We start from the raw sequence: 21,099 nt of genomic DNA on the forward strand, positions 1-21,099 counted from the left end.
AGATTATAAAGCCACACCCTGCCCTCAACCTCATCTTTGAAACGCCCATCAAGGCGTTTTGTTCAACATCTCCATTGCCTGAATCGCGCCAGCGTTTTGTGGCTGCATCTTCAGGAGTTGCTGCAAGACTTCAATAGCTTTTTCCTTGTCATTCTGCAATACATAGAGTCGAGCAAGATTGAGATAGGACTGATCAAATGTCGGGGCGAGACGAATGCAAGTCTCGAACCGCTCCTTTGCCTTTGCATAATCCTGCTCACGCACAAGGAGAACTCCAAGATTATTCAGCGCCTCAGGATAATCCGGACGCAGCTCAACCGCTTTCTGCAGGTAGTCCGATGCACTCTGCATCTGGCTTTGCTGGGCGTAGAACATGCCGAGGCTATAGTTGACTTCAGGATTGTCGGGTTCAATTGCGAGCGCACGGTTCAAGCAATCTAATGCCTTCTCAAAAGCCCCCTGCCGCCGGTAGACATTTCCCAGGTTCAACAGCGCGATTGCATAGGTCGGTCTCAGGAGCAACGACTGTTGAAAGCTTTGGATGGCTTCGTCTGGATGGCTCTCCTGCGCAGCCATCATTCCGAGATTGTTCCACGCCTCGGGATAATCTGGACGCAGCTTCAAAGTCTGTTGAAGATATTGTCGAGCCTGCTTGAAATCATTTTTCCGCAAGTTGAGCGTTCCCAGGTTGTAATAGCCCTCGGCATCATCCGGTTTTGCGGTAATAACTTGTTGAAATGACTCGGCGGCCTGTTCCAGGTATCCGTGTTGATAGAGCGCTACACCGTACGTGAAGTCATTACGTTGGAAGCCTCCCCGGTAGAGCACTCCGCCCAAGGGCATCGCCTTCTGCATGCGACCAGATGTCGTGGTTGGGACAGTCCTTACATCATCAAGCAGGCGCTCAGGGCTAATCGGTCCCTGATACACCTTAACGATCATCCCCTCTCTATCCAGCAGGAAGGAGGTTGGAATTGCGAGATCCCTATGACGATCGAACAGGTAACGGTAGATGATGTTATAGATTCCTGCCACATCTTCTGTTGCAAAAACAACGGGAAAGGAGAATTTTTCCTGCGCTGCAAATGAGCGAGCCTTGTCAACGTCGCCGAGCTCGTCGATGCTTACCCCCAGAAGTTTTATTTGGTCTGCGGCGAGCACTGACTCGTGACGATTAAGCAGTCTCAACTGGTCGCGGCAGAGAGGCGCCGTTGTCGTCCAAAAGTTGAGCAACACGAAGCTACCCTTCAACGATCGGAGTTTTTGCATGTTGCCCGTTAGATCGGGCAGGGAAAACCCCGGTGCCAACAGGGGCTCAATCAGCCATGTATCTACCTGGTATGGCAACTGTTCCAACACCGTTGGCAGCGCCGCTTGCGCGTAAGAAGAGCTTGTGGGACCGAAAGGCTTAGCGGTAAAGGTGTCCGCACCTTCCTCAAATTCAAGCCGATGGTTTACAGGTAGGTGTTCGAATCTCTGAGACAGACCGCTAGGCCAGCGGATAGTGCACCGAATCGGCCCTTCCGGCTTTCCAAGTCCGAAGAACACCTCTTTGGAGTGCTGAGCCAGAAACCCAGAGCCCGCTTGGAGATACTTCGTTTGCTTGAGCGTTCCTGCTTCAAGTGTAAGAACCGTTCCGATCGCATCGCGATTGCTCTTAGTCCCACGCAAACGAAATGCAACCGAGTCGCCGAGGTCCTTCATCCCGTTGTGAAGAATCCGTAGCTGCGGTGCGTTTCGATTTTTGACAATGAGTTCCAGGCGGCCGTCATGGTCGAGATCGGCGAGAACGAAGGAGCGGCTGTCCTCAGGAAAATCCAGTCCAAGCACGCCTGAAACTTCGGAGAACGTGCCATCACGATTATTCACAAAGGCTACATTTCTTTCGTGGCCGCTCCAGGATGTATCCGACCTGATCAATTCGTTGAGAGCGTTCCAACCCTTCTCGTAGGCGAGAGATGGAGTCGAGTCATTAGGAGATTTTGCCACTACCTGCCGCCAGAAGAAGCTGCCCAGATCGCTCCGTTCTAACTTCTGCTCCGGCGCTGATATGTACCCATTGGCGACGTACAGGTCCGGGTATCCGTCGTGGTCGAAGTCCCAAAAATCGGAACACCAGGCCCAGCGGCCCATTTCAACCCCGGCTTGCTGGCTAGCGTTTTGAAACTCCCCATTCCCCAGGTTTCGATAAAGTGCATTGCCTCGTGCATGCCGCCGATAAAGCGCCCGGATATCCTCAGGAGCTCTCTCCTGAAAATACTTTTGTGTTGAAACCCTCTGGCCCGCCGCAGACCACATATTGGCGACATAAATATCCTGCTTTCCGTCGTCATCGAAGTCCGCCCAGCTCGCACTCATTCCGGCGCCAACATCCTCAACGTGGGCAGAACTCGAAACTGTGCTAAACGTTCCATCACCATTGTTGCGGTACAAATTATTCCGACCGAAATCATTGGCCACATAGAGGTCAGGCAAGCCACTGGCGCCAGAGTTGCCCCACGCGCAAGCGAAGCTGTAACGATTGTTATCCACGCTCAATCCGGCCGCTTCGGTCTTCTCGACAAAGGTCGCATTCCCTTCGTTGTGCAACAGACAATTAGGCGGTCCGTTGCGTGCATCGAAGTAGGGAACCGGGTAGTGGTACTGATCGAGTCCCAAATAGTAGCTGTATAAACAAAAGTAGATATCAAGATGGCCGTCGCCATCGTAGTCGGCAACAGACGCATGTGTGAACGATCCTTGAGGAGCATTTGCAAACTTGAATGCGTCGCTCTTGAGAGCGAACGTCCCGTCTCCCTTGTTGAGGAAGAGCAGAGGACCGCTGCCACAAACCACCAGAAGATCCTGAAGTCCGTTGTTCTGAAAGTCGGCAAAGAGCGCGCACGCGGTATTGTCCAACACTCCGACGCCCGACTTTTCTGTTACGTCTTCAAAGGTTCCGTCGCCCCTGTTGCGGTACAGCCGGTTGGGCAGTCCCGCCGGCTGGCTGACATAAAGATCGTCGAATCCATCGTTGTCGAAGTCACCCGCGGCTACACCGTTGTTGCCGTAAACATCAATTCCACATGCGCCGTCGAGGACGGTGCGCCAATAATCGGATCCTCGAAGCATCTGGCTTTTATACGACTCCGTTCCACCGAGAGCGTGAGACGTAACGTCGACAAAAACCTGCCCATTCGTAACGCTCAGGGTCTCCTCACCTGCCTCCCATCGGTGGGCCTTCCAGGCTTCGGGGGCACTACTGGATTCATCATGCGCCCACACAGTGCGCCACGATCCAACCCGCTCCTCGCGACGTTGATCGTTTCGAACACCAACAATGTCGTATCGAATCTCCAGCCGGACTGTGAGTGGAGTGTTCGCAACCACTTCGATGCTGGTAATCTCGAACTCCGCTGTCTCCACGAGAGAGACCAACCCCAGCCAGCCTTGGACCTCCCGGAGAAATCGCGCACGCCCCGGAAAGACGCTATTCCCAAACCGCCTCCGTACGACTTCGATCCCCTGTCCGGAGCGCAGGGTCTTCTTCTCAACAGGAACTAACGACGAGGCTTCAATGGAAGAATCCAGCGATCGGGTCAGAGATGAAAGGTCTTGCGCTGATGCCTTAAGTGCCCGCTTCCACTCGTTGAGTTGTACTCCGATCTCAAAGGCGTATTTCTCAGTGACGTACTCATCCGAACCGGGGGCAACCAGCCGGAGGATATCTTCCAGGGGAGATTTTGCCGGGTAGTGGGGTGTCAGCCTGATATCGGCGAAGGAGAAGTTCGAATCCGAACTTGGGAAGGTCTTTGATCGGCTGAACAAAAAGGAAGACCCATAGAAAGGAGTCGGATGGAAGAGCATCGGCGCCACGCTTAGGCTTTTGAGGAGCCTACGGCGGGAAAAAAGAAGATTCTCACTTTCGTAATGCGTCATTTCAAAGGGGTTCCGTGTTGCGGCAATGTTAGCACCAGGCTGGATTCAGCCCAAAACCATGCCCATCGACGTGACGACGATAATTTCAACCTTTTGATTGACAGAAGTTATTTGTTTGTTCTAGATTCCTCCCGGCAGTGAAGTAACCGGTTACATCGCCTCGAGACGCGCCTTAGAACGCACGGCCCATACCCCCATTCAGCGAATCAAGTTCGGTAACGCGCAAATGACCATGGAACGAAAAAACTGAGGTTATTCGGATGGCTTCTGATCGCAATACAATGAGTCGGTTTAGATATCTCGGCTACGTAGCCGTCACATGTTTGGGTCTTTTGCTGATGCAGACTCAAACTTCACTTGGCCAAGTGGATGAAGGATCGATCAATGGCACGGTCCAGGATGCGGCTGATGCGAATGTCGCCAATGCGCATGTCACCCTGTTGAATACGGACCAGGGGATCACCTTGGAGACCACGACGAACAGCACAGGCGTATATATCTTCTCTCCCGTGAGGATCGGGCACTACACCGTGACGGTCACGGCTCCGGGTTTCTCCACCACCAGTCAGAAAAACCTGACTGTGGCTGTCGGACAGAACCTGCAGGTCAATGTCCAACTGAAGATCGGTGAAGCGACTACCACGGTGGAGGTAAACACGGCACCACCGCAGCTGGAGACGGACGAATCGTCGGTCGGACAGGTTATGACCGAACGTAGCGTAAATAGTCTCCCTTTGAATGGACGCAACTTCACGTTTCTCGCCCAGCTTGGTGCAGGTGTGAACACATCGCAGGCGGACACACGCGGAAACGCGGCCTCCGGAGCTTTTACTGCAAACGGTCTGCGGCCGGCACAGAACAACTACCTGTTGGACGGTATCGACAACAACTCCAACGCAGTCGACTTTCTGAACGGAACCAACTTCGTCATTCTCCCTCCGTTGGACGCGATCCAGGAGTTCAAAGTACAGACGGCAGACTTTAGCGCCGAGCTCGGTCGTTCGGCCGGAGCCGTTCTCAACGCCACGATCAAGTCCGGCACAAACAGGCTCCATGGCGCGGTCTGGGAGTTCTTCCGCAATGACGTACTCGACGCGGCAGACTACTTCGAAACCAAAAAAGGAGAGCTTAGGTTTAATCAGTTTGGAGCCACCATTGGTGGGCCAATCATCAAGAACAAACTCTTCTTCTTTGGTGACTATGAAGGTTTCCGGCGCGTCCAGGGGAATACTCAGTCCGGTCTTGCTGTGCCGACCAACTTGGAGAGGAACAGTGGCTACACAAATCTCTCTGACCTCATCACTGGTCAGTCGGGGCAGCCGCGTATTGACAATGTAGGCCGGTCAATACCATTTGGCGCGATCATGGACCCAGCAACAACGCGTCCGGTGACAGCTGGTGTGCTCGATCCTGTCTCAGGTTTCGTCGCTACGCAGACCGGCTACGTTCGTGATCCGTTTGGCTCGTGCGGAGCAGGCACGCAAAACTTCACCCTGGCGGGTTGCAATCTGAACCAGATTCCTGGCTTTCGCCTGGATCAGAACGCAATCGGTCTGCTTAATCTATATCCACTGCCAACCGCTTCAGGCATCACTTCGAACTACGTAACAAGCCCGGGGCTGTATGAGCATCGCAACGCCTTTGACGTGCGCGGTGATTACAATCCCACACAAAAAGAACAGATATTCGTTCGCTTCAGTTATGTGGACGACCCGCAGTTTATTCCAGGGCCTTTCGGCGGTGTTGCAGACGGTGGCAGCTTCCAGCAGGGCCTTCAGACAGCGAAGTCCGATCAGGCTGTTGCCGCTTGGACCCACGTCTTCACTCCCAATACTGTCAATGTGGCGCGTGCTGGTTTCAACCACCTGCACACCACTCGATTCGGACCGGAGGGTAGCACCCAGGGCATTCCTGCAAAATTCGGCATCCAGGGTATTCCGCAAAACTCCGAGAACGGTGGACTTCCGGCGATCGTCATCGGCGGTCTACAAGAGTTGGGCAGCAACGACTTCCTACCTTCGGACGAGGTGAGTCAGACTCTTCAGATCACAGATGATTTCACGAAGATCTATGGCAAGCACAACTTCAAGATGGGCATCGAATTCCAGAATGTGCACTTCAACACGCTGCAGCCCGCCTACTCACGAGGTGAATTCGACTTCAATGGCAATTTCGCTGGTGTTCCGGGCCAATCCGGCGACCAGACCGGCCGTGCGCAGTTCTTGCTGACACCAACAGCAGCGACCTACCCAAACTCGAACTATCCAAACGTGCAGGGGGTAGGTTATGTTGGAGGCGCGAACGAGATCCATGCTTCCAATATCAGCAAAACCTACGACACCAGGAAGTACACCGCTCTCTACTTTCAGGATGACTGGAAGATCAGTCCAAGGCTGACCTTCAATCTAGGCCTGCGCTGGGACTACTTCAGCCCCATCTCCGAATCGAATGGCGCCCAGGCTAACTTTGTTCAGAGCGGTCCACCAAACGGAGCGCCGGTATATCTAATCCCCGCGTCAGGGAAGGCTGATAGGTCCTTGTCTTCTACCGCAAATAATCCATTGCTCGCGGGCAACGGCTTCCTTGACCTGTTGGCAAAAGACGGAATTGCGCTTGGAGAAACCAACAGATACGGTAAGGGGCTTACTCAGGCTCAAAAGAACAACTTCGCGCCGCGCGCGGGTTTCGCCTTTCAAATTACCCCGAAGTTTGTCTTCCGTGGCGGTGTCGGACTCTTTTATAACGCCTTTGAGAATCAGGGGTACGGCCCCAACATCGGTGAGAACTATCCCTTCGTTTACAACTTCGACTACAAAGGAACTACTGACTCCGCGCCCTTCAGCAGTGGTTCCAATCCCTACGGCTCGTGCGCGACCGCAGGTCCGGGCGGAAGCGCGCCGATTGGCGCCGGTCTCAGCTGCAGCTCTTTCACTCCTCTTGCGGTGAATGCCAAAGGCTTGGGTCTTCAAGGGCTTCAGTTCAAATACATCACTCCGGTTACGCTCAGCACTAACTTCACTCTCCAATACGCGATCACTTCCTCTATGTCCGCCCAGGTTGCGTATGTATTTACCAACGTCAATAACCTGCAGGTTGGTATCGGTAATAATAATGTCTCTCAGTTGTTACCAGCCAACACCAGTGTGCTTCCTTTCCTTCCATTTCCAGATTTTGGTCAGAATGCGCAATATCAGCAAACTCTTGGACTCAGCAACTACAGCGGTCTGCAAACCAAACTTGAACAACAATTTTCAAGCGGACTGAGTTACCTCGTTACCTATACCTATTCGAAGACGTTATCTGATGCTGCCGACCTCCTCAACGGAGGCAGCACCGGTAATTCAAGTGGATACCGGGCAGCGTATGTTCCGGGACTTGGCCCCAGATTCGACTATGGGTTGGCCGACTTCGATATTCGAAATGTGGTCCATTTGAGCGGCGGATATCAGCTACCCTTCGGTAAAGATAAGAAGTTCATGGCCGGCGCTGGCAAGCTCGGGAATGCTGTTGTCGGTGGGTGGAGCGTGAACTGGATCGTAACCCTCCAGGGCGGCCAACCGATCACCCTCACTTGCCCAACCGCCACAACCTCTGGAACATATTGCAACGATGTTCAAGTGCCTGGACAGAGTCAGAAGCTTGGCCTGCACAAGGACTCGAATGGCAAACTCAGTTGGTTCGGAAATCCTGCAGCTTTCCAGCAACCGTGCCCGCTGGGAGCAGTCGCACCCGCTGGATGCTTCCCTCTAACCGGAAGTGCAATTCTGGGAGCTGGGCCGTCAACCACCACGGGGCCTGGATTCCATCGGTTCGACTTTTCATTATTCAAGGCCATGCAGCTCAGCGAGCGCTTCTCGCTGCAGTTCCGGACCGAGTTCTTCAATATCCTGAATCATCCGAACTTCAATTCGCCTAACTTCGGTGGTAACGGCGTGACAGCGATCGGAAACTCAGGCAATTTCACCAGTTCCACCTTTGGTGAAATCGGATCGACCCGCGATGCACCATACGATCCGCGACAGATTCAGTTTGCTCTCAAGTTGTACTATTAATCCTAAGTTGAACAAATCTGGAAGAGGCGCCTGCAAAGGTGCCTCCCGGATTTGTTTTTCCCGACGTTTACTCGTGTGTGGCGGTCGCTCGCGCCGCGATGACAGAGGTGAGCTGTGAGCAATAGGCCCCGGTTGCGACTCGTCGTTCTCAGCGGCTCGCTTCTGATCTGTTCAGCATTATCTGCGAAAGACGGGTGGACCCAAGAGAATTCGGACCAAAAACTCGATCAACAGTTTCAGTCCGCAGTAGCCCAATATCGTGCAGGAAAGTTTGCAGCTGCCTCCACACAACTAGAGAGCCTCTTACCTCACGTACCTAAGAGCTTTGAAGTCCATGAACTGCTGGGCTTAACCTATGCTGCGCAATCGCAAGACGAAAAAGCTATCGAGCAGCTTGAAATAGCCACTCGACTAAAACCTGATTCAGCGGCTGCGAGAACGAATCTGGCAACGGCTCTTGCAGGAACAGGGAAGTTGGAATTGGCCGAGGCACAGTTTCGTAAAGCCCTTGCGCTCGAGCCTCGGGACTTCGACGCGAACCATAACCTGGCCGAATTTTATCTCCAGGCAAATAGGATGTCGGAGGCGCTTCCGCTTCTCGAGCAGGCTCAGCGAATCAATCCCTCCTCGTATAACAACGGATACGATCTCGCGCTCGCATACTTTCTTGTGGGAAGGCGCAGCGACGCGCGGCAGCTGATTCAGACCATAATGCAGCAGAAGAACACCGGCGAACTCCATAACCTGCTCGGTCAAATCGAAGAGAAGAATGGTAAATTCTTGGAGGCGGCGAACGAGTTCCAAGTAGCTGCTCAGATGGATCCCAGTGAAGACAATCTTTTCACCTGGGGAAGCGAGCTTCTTCTCCACAGAACATACGAGCCAGCCATCGATGTGTTCCAGCAAGCAACCAAGCGCTACCCAACCTCACCGCGATTGTTAATCGGGCTTGGAATGGCCCTGTACTCACGAGGAAGGTACGACGAGTCAATCAAGTCATTGTTGTCTGCAGCAGATCTGGATCCAACCGATCCTCGCTGCTATCTGTTTCTTTCCAAGTCGTACCTTAGTTCTCCAAATCATGCCGACGATGTAATCCAAAAGTTCCGACGCTACTCGGAGTTACAGCCAAACAACGCGTTGGCACAGTATTATTACGCCGTGAGCCTATGGAAGGGAAGACGTCTCGAAGACACGAGCGTAGACTACCGCACGGTGGAGTCCCTGCTGCAAAAGTCCATTGCGTTAGATGGAACACTTGCGGACGCGCACTTGCAGTTAGGTATCCTCTACGCAGACCAGCACGAGTCAGCCAAATCGTTGCCGGAATATCAGCGAGCTCTGGAGCTCAATCCCAATCTTCCCGATGCTCACTATCGTCTCGGCCAATATTATGCCCGAGCCGGACAGAAGGATCAGGCACAAAAGGAATTTACCTCCTATCAGCAACTCCAGGCGCAACATATGGCCGCAGTCGACAAGGAAAGGGCCGAGGTGCAACAGTTTGTGTATTCGGCAAAGCCCGCATCTGTCAATAAGCCTTAGTGGTGTACCTCTGCGGGGAAAAAGTAGGGAACAGTAGAGACCGAAAGGTCATAAGGTGGATCTCAGTTGAAGGCTTCATCATTCAGCAAGGCGTCTCCAGCACGACACGAAGTGGCCCGGTATCTGGGTCTCACGAGACGCGAATTTCTGCGTACGACAGCCGGGCTCGCACTTGGAAGCGCCCTCACGAGCGCCAGCCCATTTGTGTATGGAGAGGCTGCGGCAAAAAAACGAAAAATTATAGTCATCACATTTGGCGGAGGCGCTCGCGATCAGGAGACGTTCGCACCAGATGGACAGCAGAACATTCCGCACATGCTCCAGGAGCTGGCCCCGCAGTCCAGTTTCTTCACACAAGTAATGAACCAGGGAATACTGGGCCACTACGTGGCGACTGCGAGTCTGGCGACTGGTGTCTATGAAACACTCAATAACTTTTCGGCAGCTCCACCCGAACATCCAACCGTGTTCGAGTATTTTCGCAAAGACCTCAATCGTCCGGCGTCAAGCACCTGGGTGATTGCCCCCAGCAATGGCTTTAACCGAATCGGCGAGAGCGACTATCGATCCTATGGACCCGGCCTCGGGGCCAAAGTTATTTTGCCAAAACATCTACTCAGCGCTGCAACATCGGGAGCGACAGCCGACTATAACCATTTGCTGCACGACAACTATGAGACCCCGCTCTACGCCCCGCAAATTGAAGGGGGCGAAGTCGAACTCCAGCAGATGGAAAATATACTGAAGCTCTCGGTCGACGATTTCATGGCGCATGCACGAACCGTCTCGAGCCCGGACGAGCTGTCTGTATACGTTGCGAAGCGGCTGATGCAGCAGGAGTCGCCCAATCTGCTATGGATCACGATGCACGATATCGACATCGCTCACTCCGGCGCCTACTCGCTTTACGTGGAGGCAATTCGACGCACGGACCGTCTCTGTGCGGAGCTCTGGAAGGTAGTCCAGGCCGAACCTGAATATGCCGGTAATACGACCATGTTTATCCTCCCGGACTTTGGACGAGACGCTGACGAGGACGCCGGCGGCAACGGATTTCAACACCATCGCACGGGCGATCCAGCCTCGCGAACAACTTGGATGATGAGCCTTGGCGCAGGTGTTCGACCGGGAATGGTGTATGATCGCCCACTGCAATCGATTGATCTCGTACCCACTCTTGGCGCTCTGATGGGCTTCTCGCCGAAGCTTTCACAAGGTACCCCGATCCACGAGTTGTTGTAGGTATGTTGCCAAGCGATCTCAAACCCGAACAGTTTGCTGGGTATCCGTCCCAGGCGCGGAAGCTCGCCGTTACTCACCTGAGGACGCTGCAACAGTTGCCCCTCAGCTTTTTGCCGGTTTTTCTGCGGGAGGTCATCGATTATGACTTCAGGTTTCCCGCAGAGCGCACTGCAATCGATCATGAGCTTTTCACGCTCAGCTCTCTCACACCCGCACAGCTCAAAGATTGGTTTCAAGCATTCTTGCAACTGTCACTATCGCCAAAACTTGAAACATTTGATTGGATCAACCAGCCAGCCCAGTTTGTCGAACAGCTGTCGGCCTACCTGTGGACGACCCACCAACTGGACGCGTTCCGTGAGGCAGCAGTAACCTACGGGAATCGCCTTCAAAAGGGAGCGCCCGAACAAATAGCCGTACGCAGGTTGGGTATTGCGATCATCGGACAGGGTGTTGCCTCATGGAACGAGCCACTCTTTCTCAATCTTCGAAAGCACGGGACCTACTTCAATCAAATCAAGCCCGAAAATGGAGTGGATCTCCTCCTCGCGGCAGTCGAAGCCAGGGCAAAAGCACATCCCGTTCCCTATGGGCATTGGTATATCGATGGAGGCCACGCGGGGGATCACAGTTCGTTGCTTAGCTGCGTCTCCTTTCAGAAGATGGAACCCTTACGTGCTGCGCTACTGAAAGATATTCAGACTGAGACTGCAAAGCCGGGGATGGGCCCTGAGGAGCTGCGCTCGCATATGGCGCGTCTCTCCTCCGTAGACCTTGGAATCGACAAAACAGGAGACGACGTGCTCGAACGTTTCCAGGTGAAGTTGCTTACAGAGGGCTCCGGGACCCAGATATTCAGTACTACCTTCGTGCAATGGACCACGCGCGAAGTCTTACGACGGGCTCAGCCGGTTAGCTTGTTCGCGCGCTTTGCTCCTCGTCAACGACAGAGACCGATGAACGAGCTGTTGTCCGGAAGCGGAACCAACCTTGAACTCGATCCTGTTGGCTCCCTAATCGACGCGGACATGGCCGCCTACTATCAGTGGATCAACCAGCAGCGGCTCCCGCATTCTGAACAGTCTTCATTTCTGGTGTGGTTTGAGGGCCATAAGCATGCTCTCGCAATCTCTCCGTCCTTGCCTCGAGGAACAGAGTCAAGCTCACCCCTCGATCTTGGACAGTTGCTTTCATTGGCTACCGGATAGCCACACGATTAAGTGGCGAAGCATGGCTCTTCCTTTTCGACCTTACAGCCTAAAGCTTCCGGAAACCCGACACGGGGAGCAGTTGCTACCTGTCCCTTCCTGGTTCAGGCACGTAAGTTAATTATCGTTGTTTCTAGTTGTAGATTGCTCGTACGATTCCATGCCTGGAGGACTTTGTGCTGAAAGCGCTTGCTGCTGTTGCCTGCTGTAGTTTCGTGTCGTTGGGTCTGTTAGTGCCCAGCCCTGTCTCGGCCCAGACGGCGGTGCGGTCCCAACCGGACCGTCAGCAGTGGTATCTCAATGCCGGCAAGATGACCTATGTGGTCGGCGTCAATGAACAGGGCATCCTGCAATCGCTGTACTGGGGACCGAAGCTGAGCGACCGCGGTGTCGTGCCGGTGGCGAAGAGCCTACCTGAACGCGCTTCCCAGTATGCCCCGGCAGCCACCACGCCACAGGAGTATCCGGCATACGGCGCAGGGATATTCCCGGAGACAGCGCTTAAGGTCAATTCGCCGAACGGGGATCGGACGCTGATCCTCAAATACGAGTCGGCAAAGGTAACTGGCTCGCAACTCGAGATCGTCCTGAAGGATACGAATGAGCCTCTGCGCGTACACCTGTACTACCAGACCTTTCCCGAGGGGGTACTGGCGCGCTGGTCGCGTATCGAAAACACAGGCAAAGGAAGCTTCGGCATTGAGAATGCCGCGTCGGCTACATGGAACCTGCCTGCCGGCACGGGTTATACGCACCGCTGGCTGACGGGAATGTGGGGCGGTGAATTCCAGTTGAACGAGGAACCGCTGAAGACCGGAAAGAGCGTGCAAGAGAGCCGTACTGGACACACCTCGCACGAGGCGAACCCGTGGTTTTCGATCGGCAAGGAGGAGCAGACAACCGAAGAGGCCGGTCCGGTCTGGTTCGGCGAGCTTGGCTGGAGCGGCAACTGGCAGATCGTCACCGAATATACTTCGCTGCGTCAACCGCGGGTGACCGGCGGCTACAACCCGTTCGACTTTCATTGGACGCTTGCACCCGGCACATCACTTGAGACCCCGAAGTTCTATGCGGGTTATACGGATGGCGGCGATGGCGAGGCGTCGCGCATCCTGAGCCAACTTCAATTGCAGGAGATTCTGCCCAAACGGGGTGAAGCGCGTGAGCCCAAGCCGCGTCCGATCATCTACAACTCCTGGGAGGCGACCGAGATGAACTTCACGGGCGACACGCAGATCGCGCTCGCCGAACGCGCCGCGAAGGTAGGTGTGGAGAGGTTCGTGATCGATGACGGCTGGTTCGGCAAGCGTGACGACGACCATGCCGGACTTGGGGACTGGACGGTCACGCCGAAGAAGTTTCCGCAGGGGTTGAGGCCGGTCATCGATCGGGTGCATGCGCTCGGCATGGATTTCGGCATCTGGGTAGAACCGGAGATGGTAAATCCAGACAGCGATCTCTACCGCCAGCATCCCGAATGGGCGATGCAGTTTCCCAATCGCGAACACTCAGAAGAGCGCCACCAACTGATGTTGAACTTGGCCCGACCGGATGTGAAGGAGTGGATGTTCAACTGGCTCGACAAGCTGGTGAGCGAGAACGATATTGCTTTTCTAAAGTGGGACTATAACCGCATCTGGTCGGAACCGGGCTGGAACATGGCGCCAGGTTCCTCGCCGGAACACCCCAATCCGGATGCGGAAAAGGCAATTTATCTGGAAGCTGTGCGTAATCTATATGACGTGATCGACCAACTTCGCGCGAAGCATCCGAAGCTCGAGATCGAGTCCTGCTCAAGCGGTGGCGGACGCGTGGACCTCGGTATTCTTGAGCGCACGGATGAGGTTTGGCCGAGTGATAATACTGACGCGCTCGACCGGCAGGACATTCAGTTTGGCTACACGCAGGCGTACACGCCACAGACCATGGTGGCGTGGGTGACGGACGTGCCAAGCATGGATCACCGCATGGTTCCGCTTCAGTATCGCTTTGTTGTGGCCATGCAGGGCGCGCTCGGTATTGGCGCAAACCTCACGAAGTTTTCCGATGCCGACCTGGCGCTCTCGGCAAAGCTCACAAAGTTTTACAAGACCATTCGTACTACGGTCCAACAAGGCAAGCTGTATCGGCTTGCATCGCCGCTGACAGGCGATCCATCGCAGATGGAATATGTTGCACAGGATGGCTCACAGGCCGTGCTGCTGGCACTTCAGCATAGCCAGCGACTGCGGCTCCCGTACCCCACCGTTCGCCTGCGCGGGATTGACCCCGACGCGATGTACCGCCTTCGTCCATTGGACCCGGAGAAGTACACGGGGGAGGAGGTCGTATCGGGCTCCGTGCTGATGGGCGACGGTGTGAACCTGAAGCTCGAGGGCGATTATGACAGCACCGCTTTAATCCTGGAGCGGCTCCCGTGATTTGATCCACAATGTCGACACGGTTCCCGGAAACGTGGTTATGGGAGATTGAACTCCGTCCGGTGTCTCGGCATACCGATAGCTCTTATGGGTGGTTGCGGCCGTATCGAACTGCCTTCTCTGGGCTCGAATCCCATCATTGATATCGGCCGACACGCGATTTCCACTGAGGAGAGGCGCTGTTTTTACCGCGATAACCTGTGGGACGAATCTGCCCCCACGCAAGATTTCCGGCAGGTATGTTTTCAGGCGCCCATTCAGATGTGGGCGGAAGCAGAACAACTTACGAGCGGGTAACAGATCTGTCGCACCTAGAGCGTTTGATTGACTGCCGTGCCCAGAACCGTGTCTTTGGCGGCACGGCTCAGATTGACGCGTATATCTCCAGCGTGACGTAATGCGAATGCAGGCGGTGAAGTTGGAGCGGTGATTGCTAAAAAGTCCGCACGCTCCACATCTTCGAGAACAAACGCGGGCCGCCCATCCATCGCCATAGGAGCGATCTCCACATGGCTCATCTCAAGGTGGCGCAGGTGTCGCAGGAAAAATCCATGCGCTGGCATGGGACCGAATACACCCGGATCCGGATACTTGTCCACCCCCTCAGGCGGCACGATCTTTGCCTGCTCGGAGCCTATTCCGCCCTTGTGCTGCATGTAGAAGTTCGCGATCTTGATGTCTTCTATCGGGTAGCCCGGAATTCCTGAGAGGATGTTCCCGATGCTCGCGTCTGAGTTGTAGGACACGACGTTAGAGACGAGGATGCGACGTAGCGATCCCACTCTCGTTGAATCTTTCGGCCCACGAAGGCGCGCACCGAGGCGAAAGAACAAAGGCCCGTAGATCAGGTTGCGCATGCTGATGTTGGAGATGGTGATGTCTTCACACAAGGCTCCATCTTCACTCTCAAGCGAGAGGCTATTGCAACCCTCGAAGACGCAGTTTGTGATCGTGATGTTTCTGAATCCGCCATTCGATTCGGTCCCGCATTTGATACGCCCGGTCCTATAGATGTTCTCGCCCGACGGGAAGATCTTGTAGCTTCCGTCGAGTACGCTGCCTAATTGGTAGTAGCCGGTGACAGTGCACCCAGTGATGGTGACGTTTTCCGTCGGTCGAGCATAACCAAGCGCATAGCTCGACTTGGGGCAGATGCCGTCATCCCAGGGCGAGTTCACTGTGCAGTTCGAGACGTGCACGTTCTTACAACAATCCAGATCGATCCCATCGCGATCGGTGTCGATTGTAAGGTTGTCGATGGTTAGATTGTCCACGCCAGTAAGCAACAGGCCAAAGTGACCACCCTTAAGGATACTGAAATCACGAAAAATGACGTTGCGACAGTTCTTCAATGCAATGGCTTTGTTGCCAACGCCGCGTTGTTCTGCTTCGTAGATCGGGTAGTCGCCGCGGCGTTCACCCTTGATCCATCCGCCGAACGAAAGCCCTTTGCCGTAGATGAGGCCAGGACCACTAATACCGACGTTGTGAAGATCCTCTCCCCAGATCAGTGAATTATGCCAGTGGTTATGGCCGTAGTCCTGGTAGGCGTCGTATGTGGTCTTCGGCTCCGCGGCATCGTACGTTCCGCCCATTTCACCGGTCGTCTGACTTGGCAGTGGGGAACCGGCAGCGAGGATAGTCGCCCCTTGCGAGATATATAGGTGCACCTGGCTGCGGAGGCGTATGGAAAAACAGAGATAGGTCCCAGCTGGAAAAACGACCGTCCCGCCTCCGGCAGCCGCAGCGGCGTCAATCGCTTTGTTAACGCCCGGGGAATCCAAAGTTCTGCCCGATCCGGTCGCTCCATAAGCCCGCACGTCGAAGAACAAAGGAGTCATCACAGGATTGGTTGAGTCGCTCTGGCTAAAAACCGGCTTGGTGAAACCGGCAAGGGCAACTGGCGCGAATTTGAGCAGGCTGCGGCGCTGGCTGTTCATTCGAGTAAGCTTATCAAGTTCGGATTAAAGAGACACCTCGCTTAACACGAACACGCAATCGAATGGTCAGGATTTCGTGCACTTCGAGGCAACGGAAATGACACCATTCCGGTAACATCGCTCGGAAGATGGAAGCAGTACCTCACTCCAACTTGGAGTAGCCCGGCACGCCCGGGTTAGTCCATCATCGAAATTCAAAGCTTGTTCAACTATTCGTTACTGATCGCGACCTACGTGTCCTATCTGAACGACTATGTACTGCCACTCGATCCACGGTGCCATTGCCGCAGCACATCTGGATGGAGATGAGGAACTCGTGCGCCGCGTCAAGGCTGATTTTCAGGCCGCTGCGATATCTGCAAAGCTGAAATGCTTGCTTTCATTGCAAGCAAGGTGCACCGTGGAGGCTTCTGCATGTACCACCGTTATGTGGACGGCTTGGCAACCATACAGCGACGCGATGAAGCCATGTGTCGGGAGTGCGGTAAGATGTGGCACCATGGCGCATATCGCACTTCCTGAGATCTGCCCAATAGCAGCGGCCCGTTCGCCTTTCGTCCGGAGACTGCCAAGCCCATGCGCGCTGGCGCATGTCCTGCTGCACGAGCCCAACAGCCTCACTCCGACCTACGTTTCTTCGTAAAACGACTGCTATTTTTGCCAGACCCAGCCGCGTGGCGGTTCCATCCGGTCATGTGGCCGGAGACGATACGGTGCAACGCGTGAAGACCGATTTCGAAACTCACCGATCGGAATCGCAAGCAGCGCTTTCGCTTCGGAGCGGGTAAAAAGTGCAGCGCGATGACAAGCTCGTAACTGCGGAAGAAAGAGAGCGAGCGCGGCGTGAGGGCGCGTCCGACCTGGAGATTCACGATACGGTACTCATCGCGGCGGCCTTCTGCGTGTACAACCGTTATGTGGACAGCCTTGATAGCTGGCAGCCCCGCAATGCCGGCATGTACGCGCAAATGGGTCAGCATCTGGACGAGCATGGCTACTAGAATCTGCACGACGATGGGGCACTTGCTCGTATCGGGAGCCGGAGGCAAATGCTGATCTCTCGCTCAGGATAAGTCGCGCGGTCTTACGCAAATGCATCGGCCGATTACGGTGAAGGGTCCACCCAAGGGTTGAGAAAAATATCCATCGCGTAGGGGAAGACAGTACAACGACTTAACTAGTACGTTCATCCATGTAATCCGCCAAGTAATTTCTTTCCCTTGAACATAGGTGCCCTAACACTGGTATTTCCGCTAGGATTCTCTGGCTTACGGAACTTCTAGCTATGCGGTACGTTCTTGGCGCACGTGTAACGACGATTCATGTAACGGGTTTCACGCGAAGCACCGGCGTCACTCTGTTTGTAGTTCCAAGTCTGCTGGGAGGCTCGAAAGCAACATGAAAATCGTTTGCAACGTACTGGTATTTGTGGTCTTTGCTTGTCTCAGTTTGTCTGCTCAGCAAATCACGGGAAACATTCGCGGAACAGTTTCAGATCCAACCGGCGCTGTCATTCAGGGCTCCCCGGTTACGGCACGGCAGGTGGAAACGGGCCTTTCGCGCAGCACGACCACCGATCGCAACGGTAATTACGTTCTTCTGGAACTCCCGGTCGGACATTACCGCCTGCAGGTCGCAGCGAAAGGTTTCCAGCAATATGTGCAGGACGGCATCACGCTCAACGTGAACGAGACGGCATCAGTCTCGCCACGTCTCGCGGTTGGATCGGAAAGGACACAAGTGCTGGTGAGCGCCGATGCTGACCTGATTGAACCAACCGTCACCAGCATGGGCAAGGTAGTGCAACAGCGCGAGTTGGAAGATCTACCGCTGAATGGCCGCAACTTTTCGCAACTTGGCCTGTTGCAGCCTGGAGTCGTTCCCTTGACGCCCGGGATAGCCGAAGCTGGCGGATCGCTGCGCAACGGACAGGCATATGCTGTCAATGGCCAACGGCCTGAATCGAACAACTTTCTCATCGACGGCGCGAACAACTTCAATGGTGTCGACGGCGGATTCGTCCTCAAGCCTCCAGTGGATGCGATCAGCGAGTTCCGCATAATCACCCATAGCGCCAGCGCAGAGTTCGGGAACGCGCTAGGATCGACGACAAACATCATCACCCGGTCGGGCACAAACCATGTTCACGGGGCGTTGTGGGAGTTCTTGCGCAACGACGCAGTCGACGCCAACAATTACTTTTACTCGGGGCCGTCTAAGGAGCCGCTGAAGCAAAACCAGTTCGGTGCGACAATCGGTGGGCCCATCAAAAAGGATAAAGCCTTCATTTTCGGCTTCTATGAAGGCTTCCGCAATCGCCAAGGGGAAACAGGACTTACCCCAGTGCCGTCGCTGAAGCAGCGTACAGGCGACTTCTCCGAACTCTGCCCGGAGGGCTTCTCGCACGGCTTCTGCAATAACCCTGAGAACCAGCTTTTCAACGTCTTCGCCAATGCGCCCTACCTTAATAACCAGGTGCCGCAAGACCAGTTCGACCCGATTTCAAAAAATCTGCTGAAGTTCTTCCCGCTCCCGAACGACGGCACCAACCTCTTCTCCACCACCCAAGTTTTAACCAACAATACCGATCAGTTCGGAATCAAAGTTGATGACTATCTCACTCAAAGGGACATGCTGAACTTCAATTACATGTTCAACCAGCTCTCCCAGGTGGATCCGCTATCGCCGGGCGGCGCCAGCGTGCCAGGCTTCCCAATAGGCGAAAACCAGCGGGCGCAGATCTTTGTCGCACAAGAGACGCACACCTTTTCGCCGAACCTTATCGCTGTCGCGCGATTCTCGTTTCTCCGCAATAAGTTCCTCTACGGCGAGCACGAAGATCATCAGCCGCCCTCAGACTTTGGATTCCAATACCAACCGAGTCTCGCTATCGCTACTGGACCTCCATTCATCCAAGTGAATGGCTATTCCACGATTGGTGATCCGATCACGGGCCCTCGCAACACCTACGAAAACGTCTTTGATTACTCCGGATCGGTGAGTTGGGTGCGCGGCAAGCACACAATGAAATTCGGCGGAGGATATCAGCATCAGCAAATTAACGTGCTGCAAGGAATTGCGACCAACGGCTTCTTCGTATTCGCGCCATTCCCAGTTACGGACGCGTTCGCCAGCTTCCTCACCGGTCAGGCGGTCGTCTTCCTGCAGGGCATTGGCGATTTCTCGCGTGGTATTCGCGGCAACAATGCAAACCTGTACGTGCAGGATACGTATAAGGTCACGCCGCGAGTAACCATCAATGCCGGACTGCGTTACGAGTTGCCCATCCCCTATACAGAAATTCATAACCGAGTATCGTTGTTTGAGCCGGGGAAGAAATCCCAGGTCATGCCGAATGCGCCGTTGGGACTGTTATATCCCGGCGATCCCGGTGTCCCCGCAGGCCTGATCCAAACCGATCTGAAGGCATTCGCGCCGCGGCTTGGCATTGCGTGGGACCCGAACGGTAGTGGCAAGTCGCTGATCACTTCGACATACGGTATTTTCTATGAGCCTTATTACACCGGACAGGGCGGTCCATTGCAGGCACCAATCAGTGCGCCTCCGTTCCTCGGAACGCCACAGGTAAGCCTGCCGGACTTCGCGGATCCGTTCAACGGCCATCCTCCTGCCGTAGGAACGTTTTCTACGCCGCTCACGAACCTGACTCTATCGCCGACGTTGACACTCCCTTACGCGCAGGATTGGGACTTAAACCTGCAGCAGTCGTTCGGCTCCGATTTTCTGTTCGAGATTGGATATGTGGGCACAAAGGGCACGCGCCTGCCGCGCTTTGTAGAAGCGAACCCGGCGGTATTCGTCCCCGGAACCGTGAACGGCCAGCCTATCTCGAATTCCAGCAATGCTGATCAACGGCGGCTCTATTCAGGCTGCACACTCGCGGATTCGCCGAGCAGTTGCAAGATTTCATCCACCGGCGAAATCACAAGCATTGCCAATTCGTCGTACAACGCGTTGCAAGCGTCGATGCGCAAGCGGTTCAGCCATGGGCTGTCATTTCTCGTGTCGTACACGTGGTCGAAGACGATCGACGATGTGTCGTCGTTCAACATAACTGGATCGGCGGCGAAGCCAGTCGCCGGCGAAAACGATCTCGCTCAGGATCCGTTCAATCTCGCAGCAGAGCGTGGGCTCTCACTGTTCGACGCGCGCAACCGATTCGTTGGGAGCTATGTATGGGCGCTTCCGTTCTGGAACCATCCGCAGAACTGGTACCAGTGGGGATTAGGCGGTTGGCAGTTGGATGGCATAGGAACATTGATGAGCGGCACGCCGTTCACTGTGTTCGACTCGAACGACGTCGCAGCGCAAGGTACCGCGCCGGAGATCACCGGATTTTCCGCGCAGCGACCCAATCTCGTCGGAAATCCCAATAATGGGCCGCGCACGGTTAATTCATGGCTCAATCACAACGCTTTCCAGCGACTCGATCTCACAGCCAACGCGGGGCAGTTTGGCACAGAAGGTCGCAACGTGAATGTCGGCCCGGCGTTTGCCGATTGGGATTTCGGTGCTCTTAAGAACTTCAAGGTGACAGAATCAACGCATATACAGTTCCGCGCGGAGCTGTTTAACATCTTGAACCGCACGAACTTCCGGTTGCCCGACAGCGACATCAGTTCGCCAACATTCAACTATATCCTTGCGGCGGGTACTCCACGCCAAGTGCAGTTTGCGTTGAAGTTTATGTATTAGCATGGCCGAACTAATAGAGGTTGAGATGCCAGCAGGGAATAGCGCGTGGTGGAACAGA

The 21,099-nt window shown here is 54.7% G+C and carries 9 protein-coding genes; 6 read left to right on the plus strand and 3 right to left on the minus strand.

Annotated features, from left to right (window positions below; genetic code table 11):
• Positions 1-48: 48 nt before the first annotated feature.
• Positions 49-3,918 carry a tetratricopeptide repeat protein gene (locus RBB76_RS23165; protein ID WP_429630780.1) on the minus strand — a complete coding sequence of 1,290 codons (3,870 nt, stop codon included), beginning with the start codon at positions 3,916-3,918 and terminating at the stop codon, positions 49-51.
• A 281-nt stretch (positions 3,919-4,199) separates the two neighbouring features.
• Here RBB76_RS23165 and RBB76_RS23170 point away from each other — a divergent pair, with 281 nt between their 5' ends.
• The 5 genes from RBB76_RS23170 to RBB76_RS23190 all read left to right on the plus strand — a co-directional run bounded on the left by RBB76_RS23170 (position 4,200) and on the right by RBB76_RS23190 (position 14,385).
• Positions 4,200-7,970 (plus strand): carboxypeptidase regulatory-like domain-containing protein, encoded by a 3,771-nt coding sequence (locus tag RBB76_RS23170; RefSeq protein ID WP_429630778.1) that lies wholly within the window; start codon positions 4,200-4,202, stop codon positions 7,968-7,970.
• A gap of 114 nt (positions 7,971-8,084) precedes the next feature.
• Entirely contained in the window at positions 8,085-9,515 is a 1,431-nt protein-coding gene (locus tag RBB76_RS23175) for a tetratricopeptide repeat protein (protein WP_429630776.1), read from the plus strand.
• Between the two features lie 111 nt (positions 9,516-9,626).
• Positions 9,627-10,757: a hypothetical protein gene (locus RBB76_RS23180; RefSeq protein ID WP_429630774.1), complete on the plus strand. Its 1,131-nt coding sequence runs from the start codon at positions 9,627-9,629 to the stop codon at positions 10,755-10,757.
• A gap of 2 nt (positions 10,758-10,759) precedes the next feature.
• Complete coding sequence (locus RBB76_RS23185) at positions 10,760-11,965, plus strand: hypothetical protein (protein WP_429630772.1); 1,206 nt, start codon at positions 10,760-10,762, stop codon at positions 11,963-11,965.
• A gap of 176 nt (positions 11,966-12,141) precedes the next feature.
• Entirely contained in the window at positions 12,142-14,385 is a 2,244-nt protein-coding gene (locus tag RBB76_RS23190) for an alpha-galactosidase (RefSeq protein WP_429630770.1), read from the plus strand.
• A 311-nt stretch (positions 14,386-14,696) separates the two neighbouring features.
• On the opposite strand, the gene RBB76_RS23195 is transcribed toward RBB76_RS23190, so the two are convergent.
• Both RBB76_RS23195 and RBB76_RS23200 read right to left on the minus strand, forming a co-directional pair.
• The gene (locus RBB76_RS23195) at positions 14,697-16,325 is read right to left on the minus strand and encodes a rhamnogalacturonidase (protein ID WP_429630768.1); all 1,629 of its coding nucleotides are present in this window, start codon (positions 16,323-16,325) and stop codon (positions 14,697-14,699) included.
• A 617-nt stretch (positions 16,326-16,942) separates the two neighbouring features.
• Complete coding sequence (locus tag RBB76_RS23200; protein WP_429630766.1) at positions 16,943-17,335, minus strand: hypothetical protein; 393 nt, start codon at positions 17,333-17,335, stop codon at positions 16,943-16,945.
• A 388-nt stretch (positions 17,336-17,723) separates the two neighbouring features.
• Between RBB76_RS23200 and RBB76_RS23205 the strand changes: the two genes are divergently transcribed.
• Positions 17,724-21,041, plus strand: coding sequence for a carboxypeptidase regulatory-like domain-containing protein (locus RBB76_RS23205; protein ID WP_429630764.1), 3,318 nt, complete (start codon positions 17,724-17,726; stop codon positions 21,039-21,041).
• Positions 21,042-21,099: the final 58 nt, after the last annotated feature.

It is taken from the genome of Tunturiibacter psychrotolerans (assembly GCF_051013365.1).
Taxonomy (GTDB): Bacteria; Acidobacteriota; Terriglobia; order Terriglobales; family Acidobacteriaceae; genus Edaphobacter; species Edaphobacter psychrotolerans_A.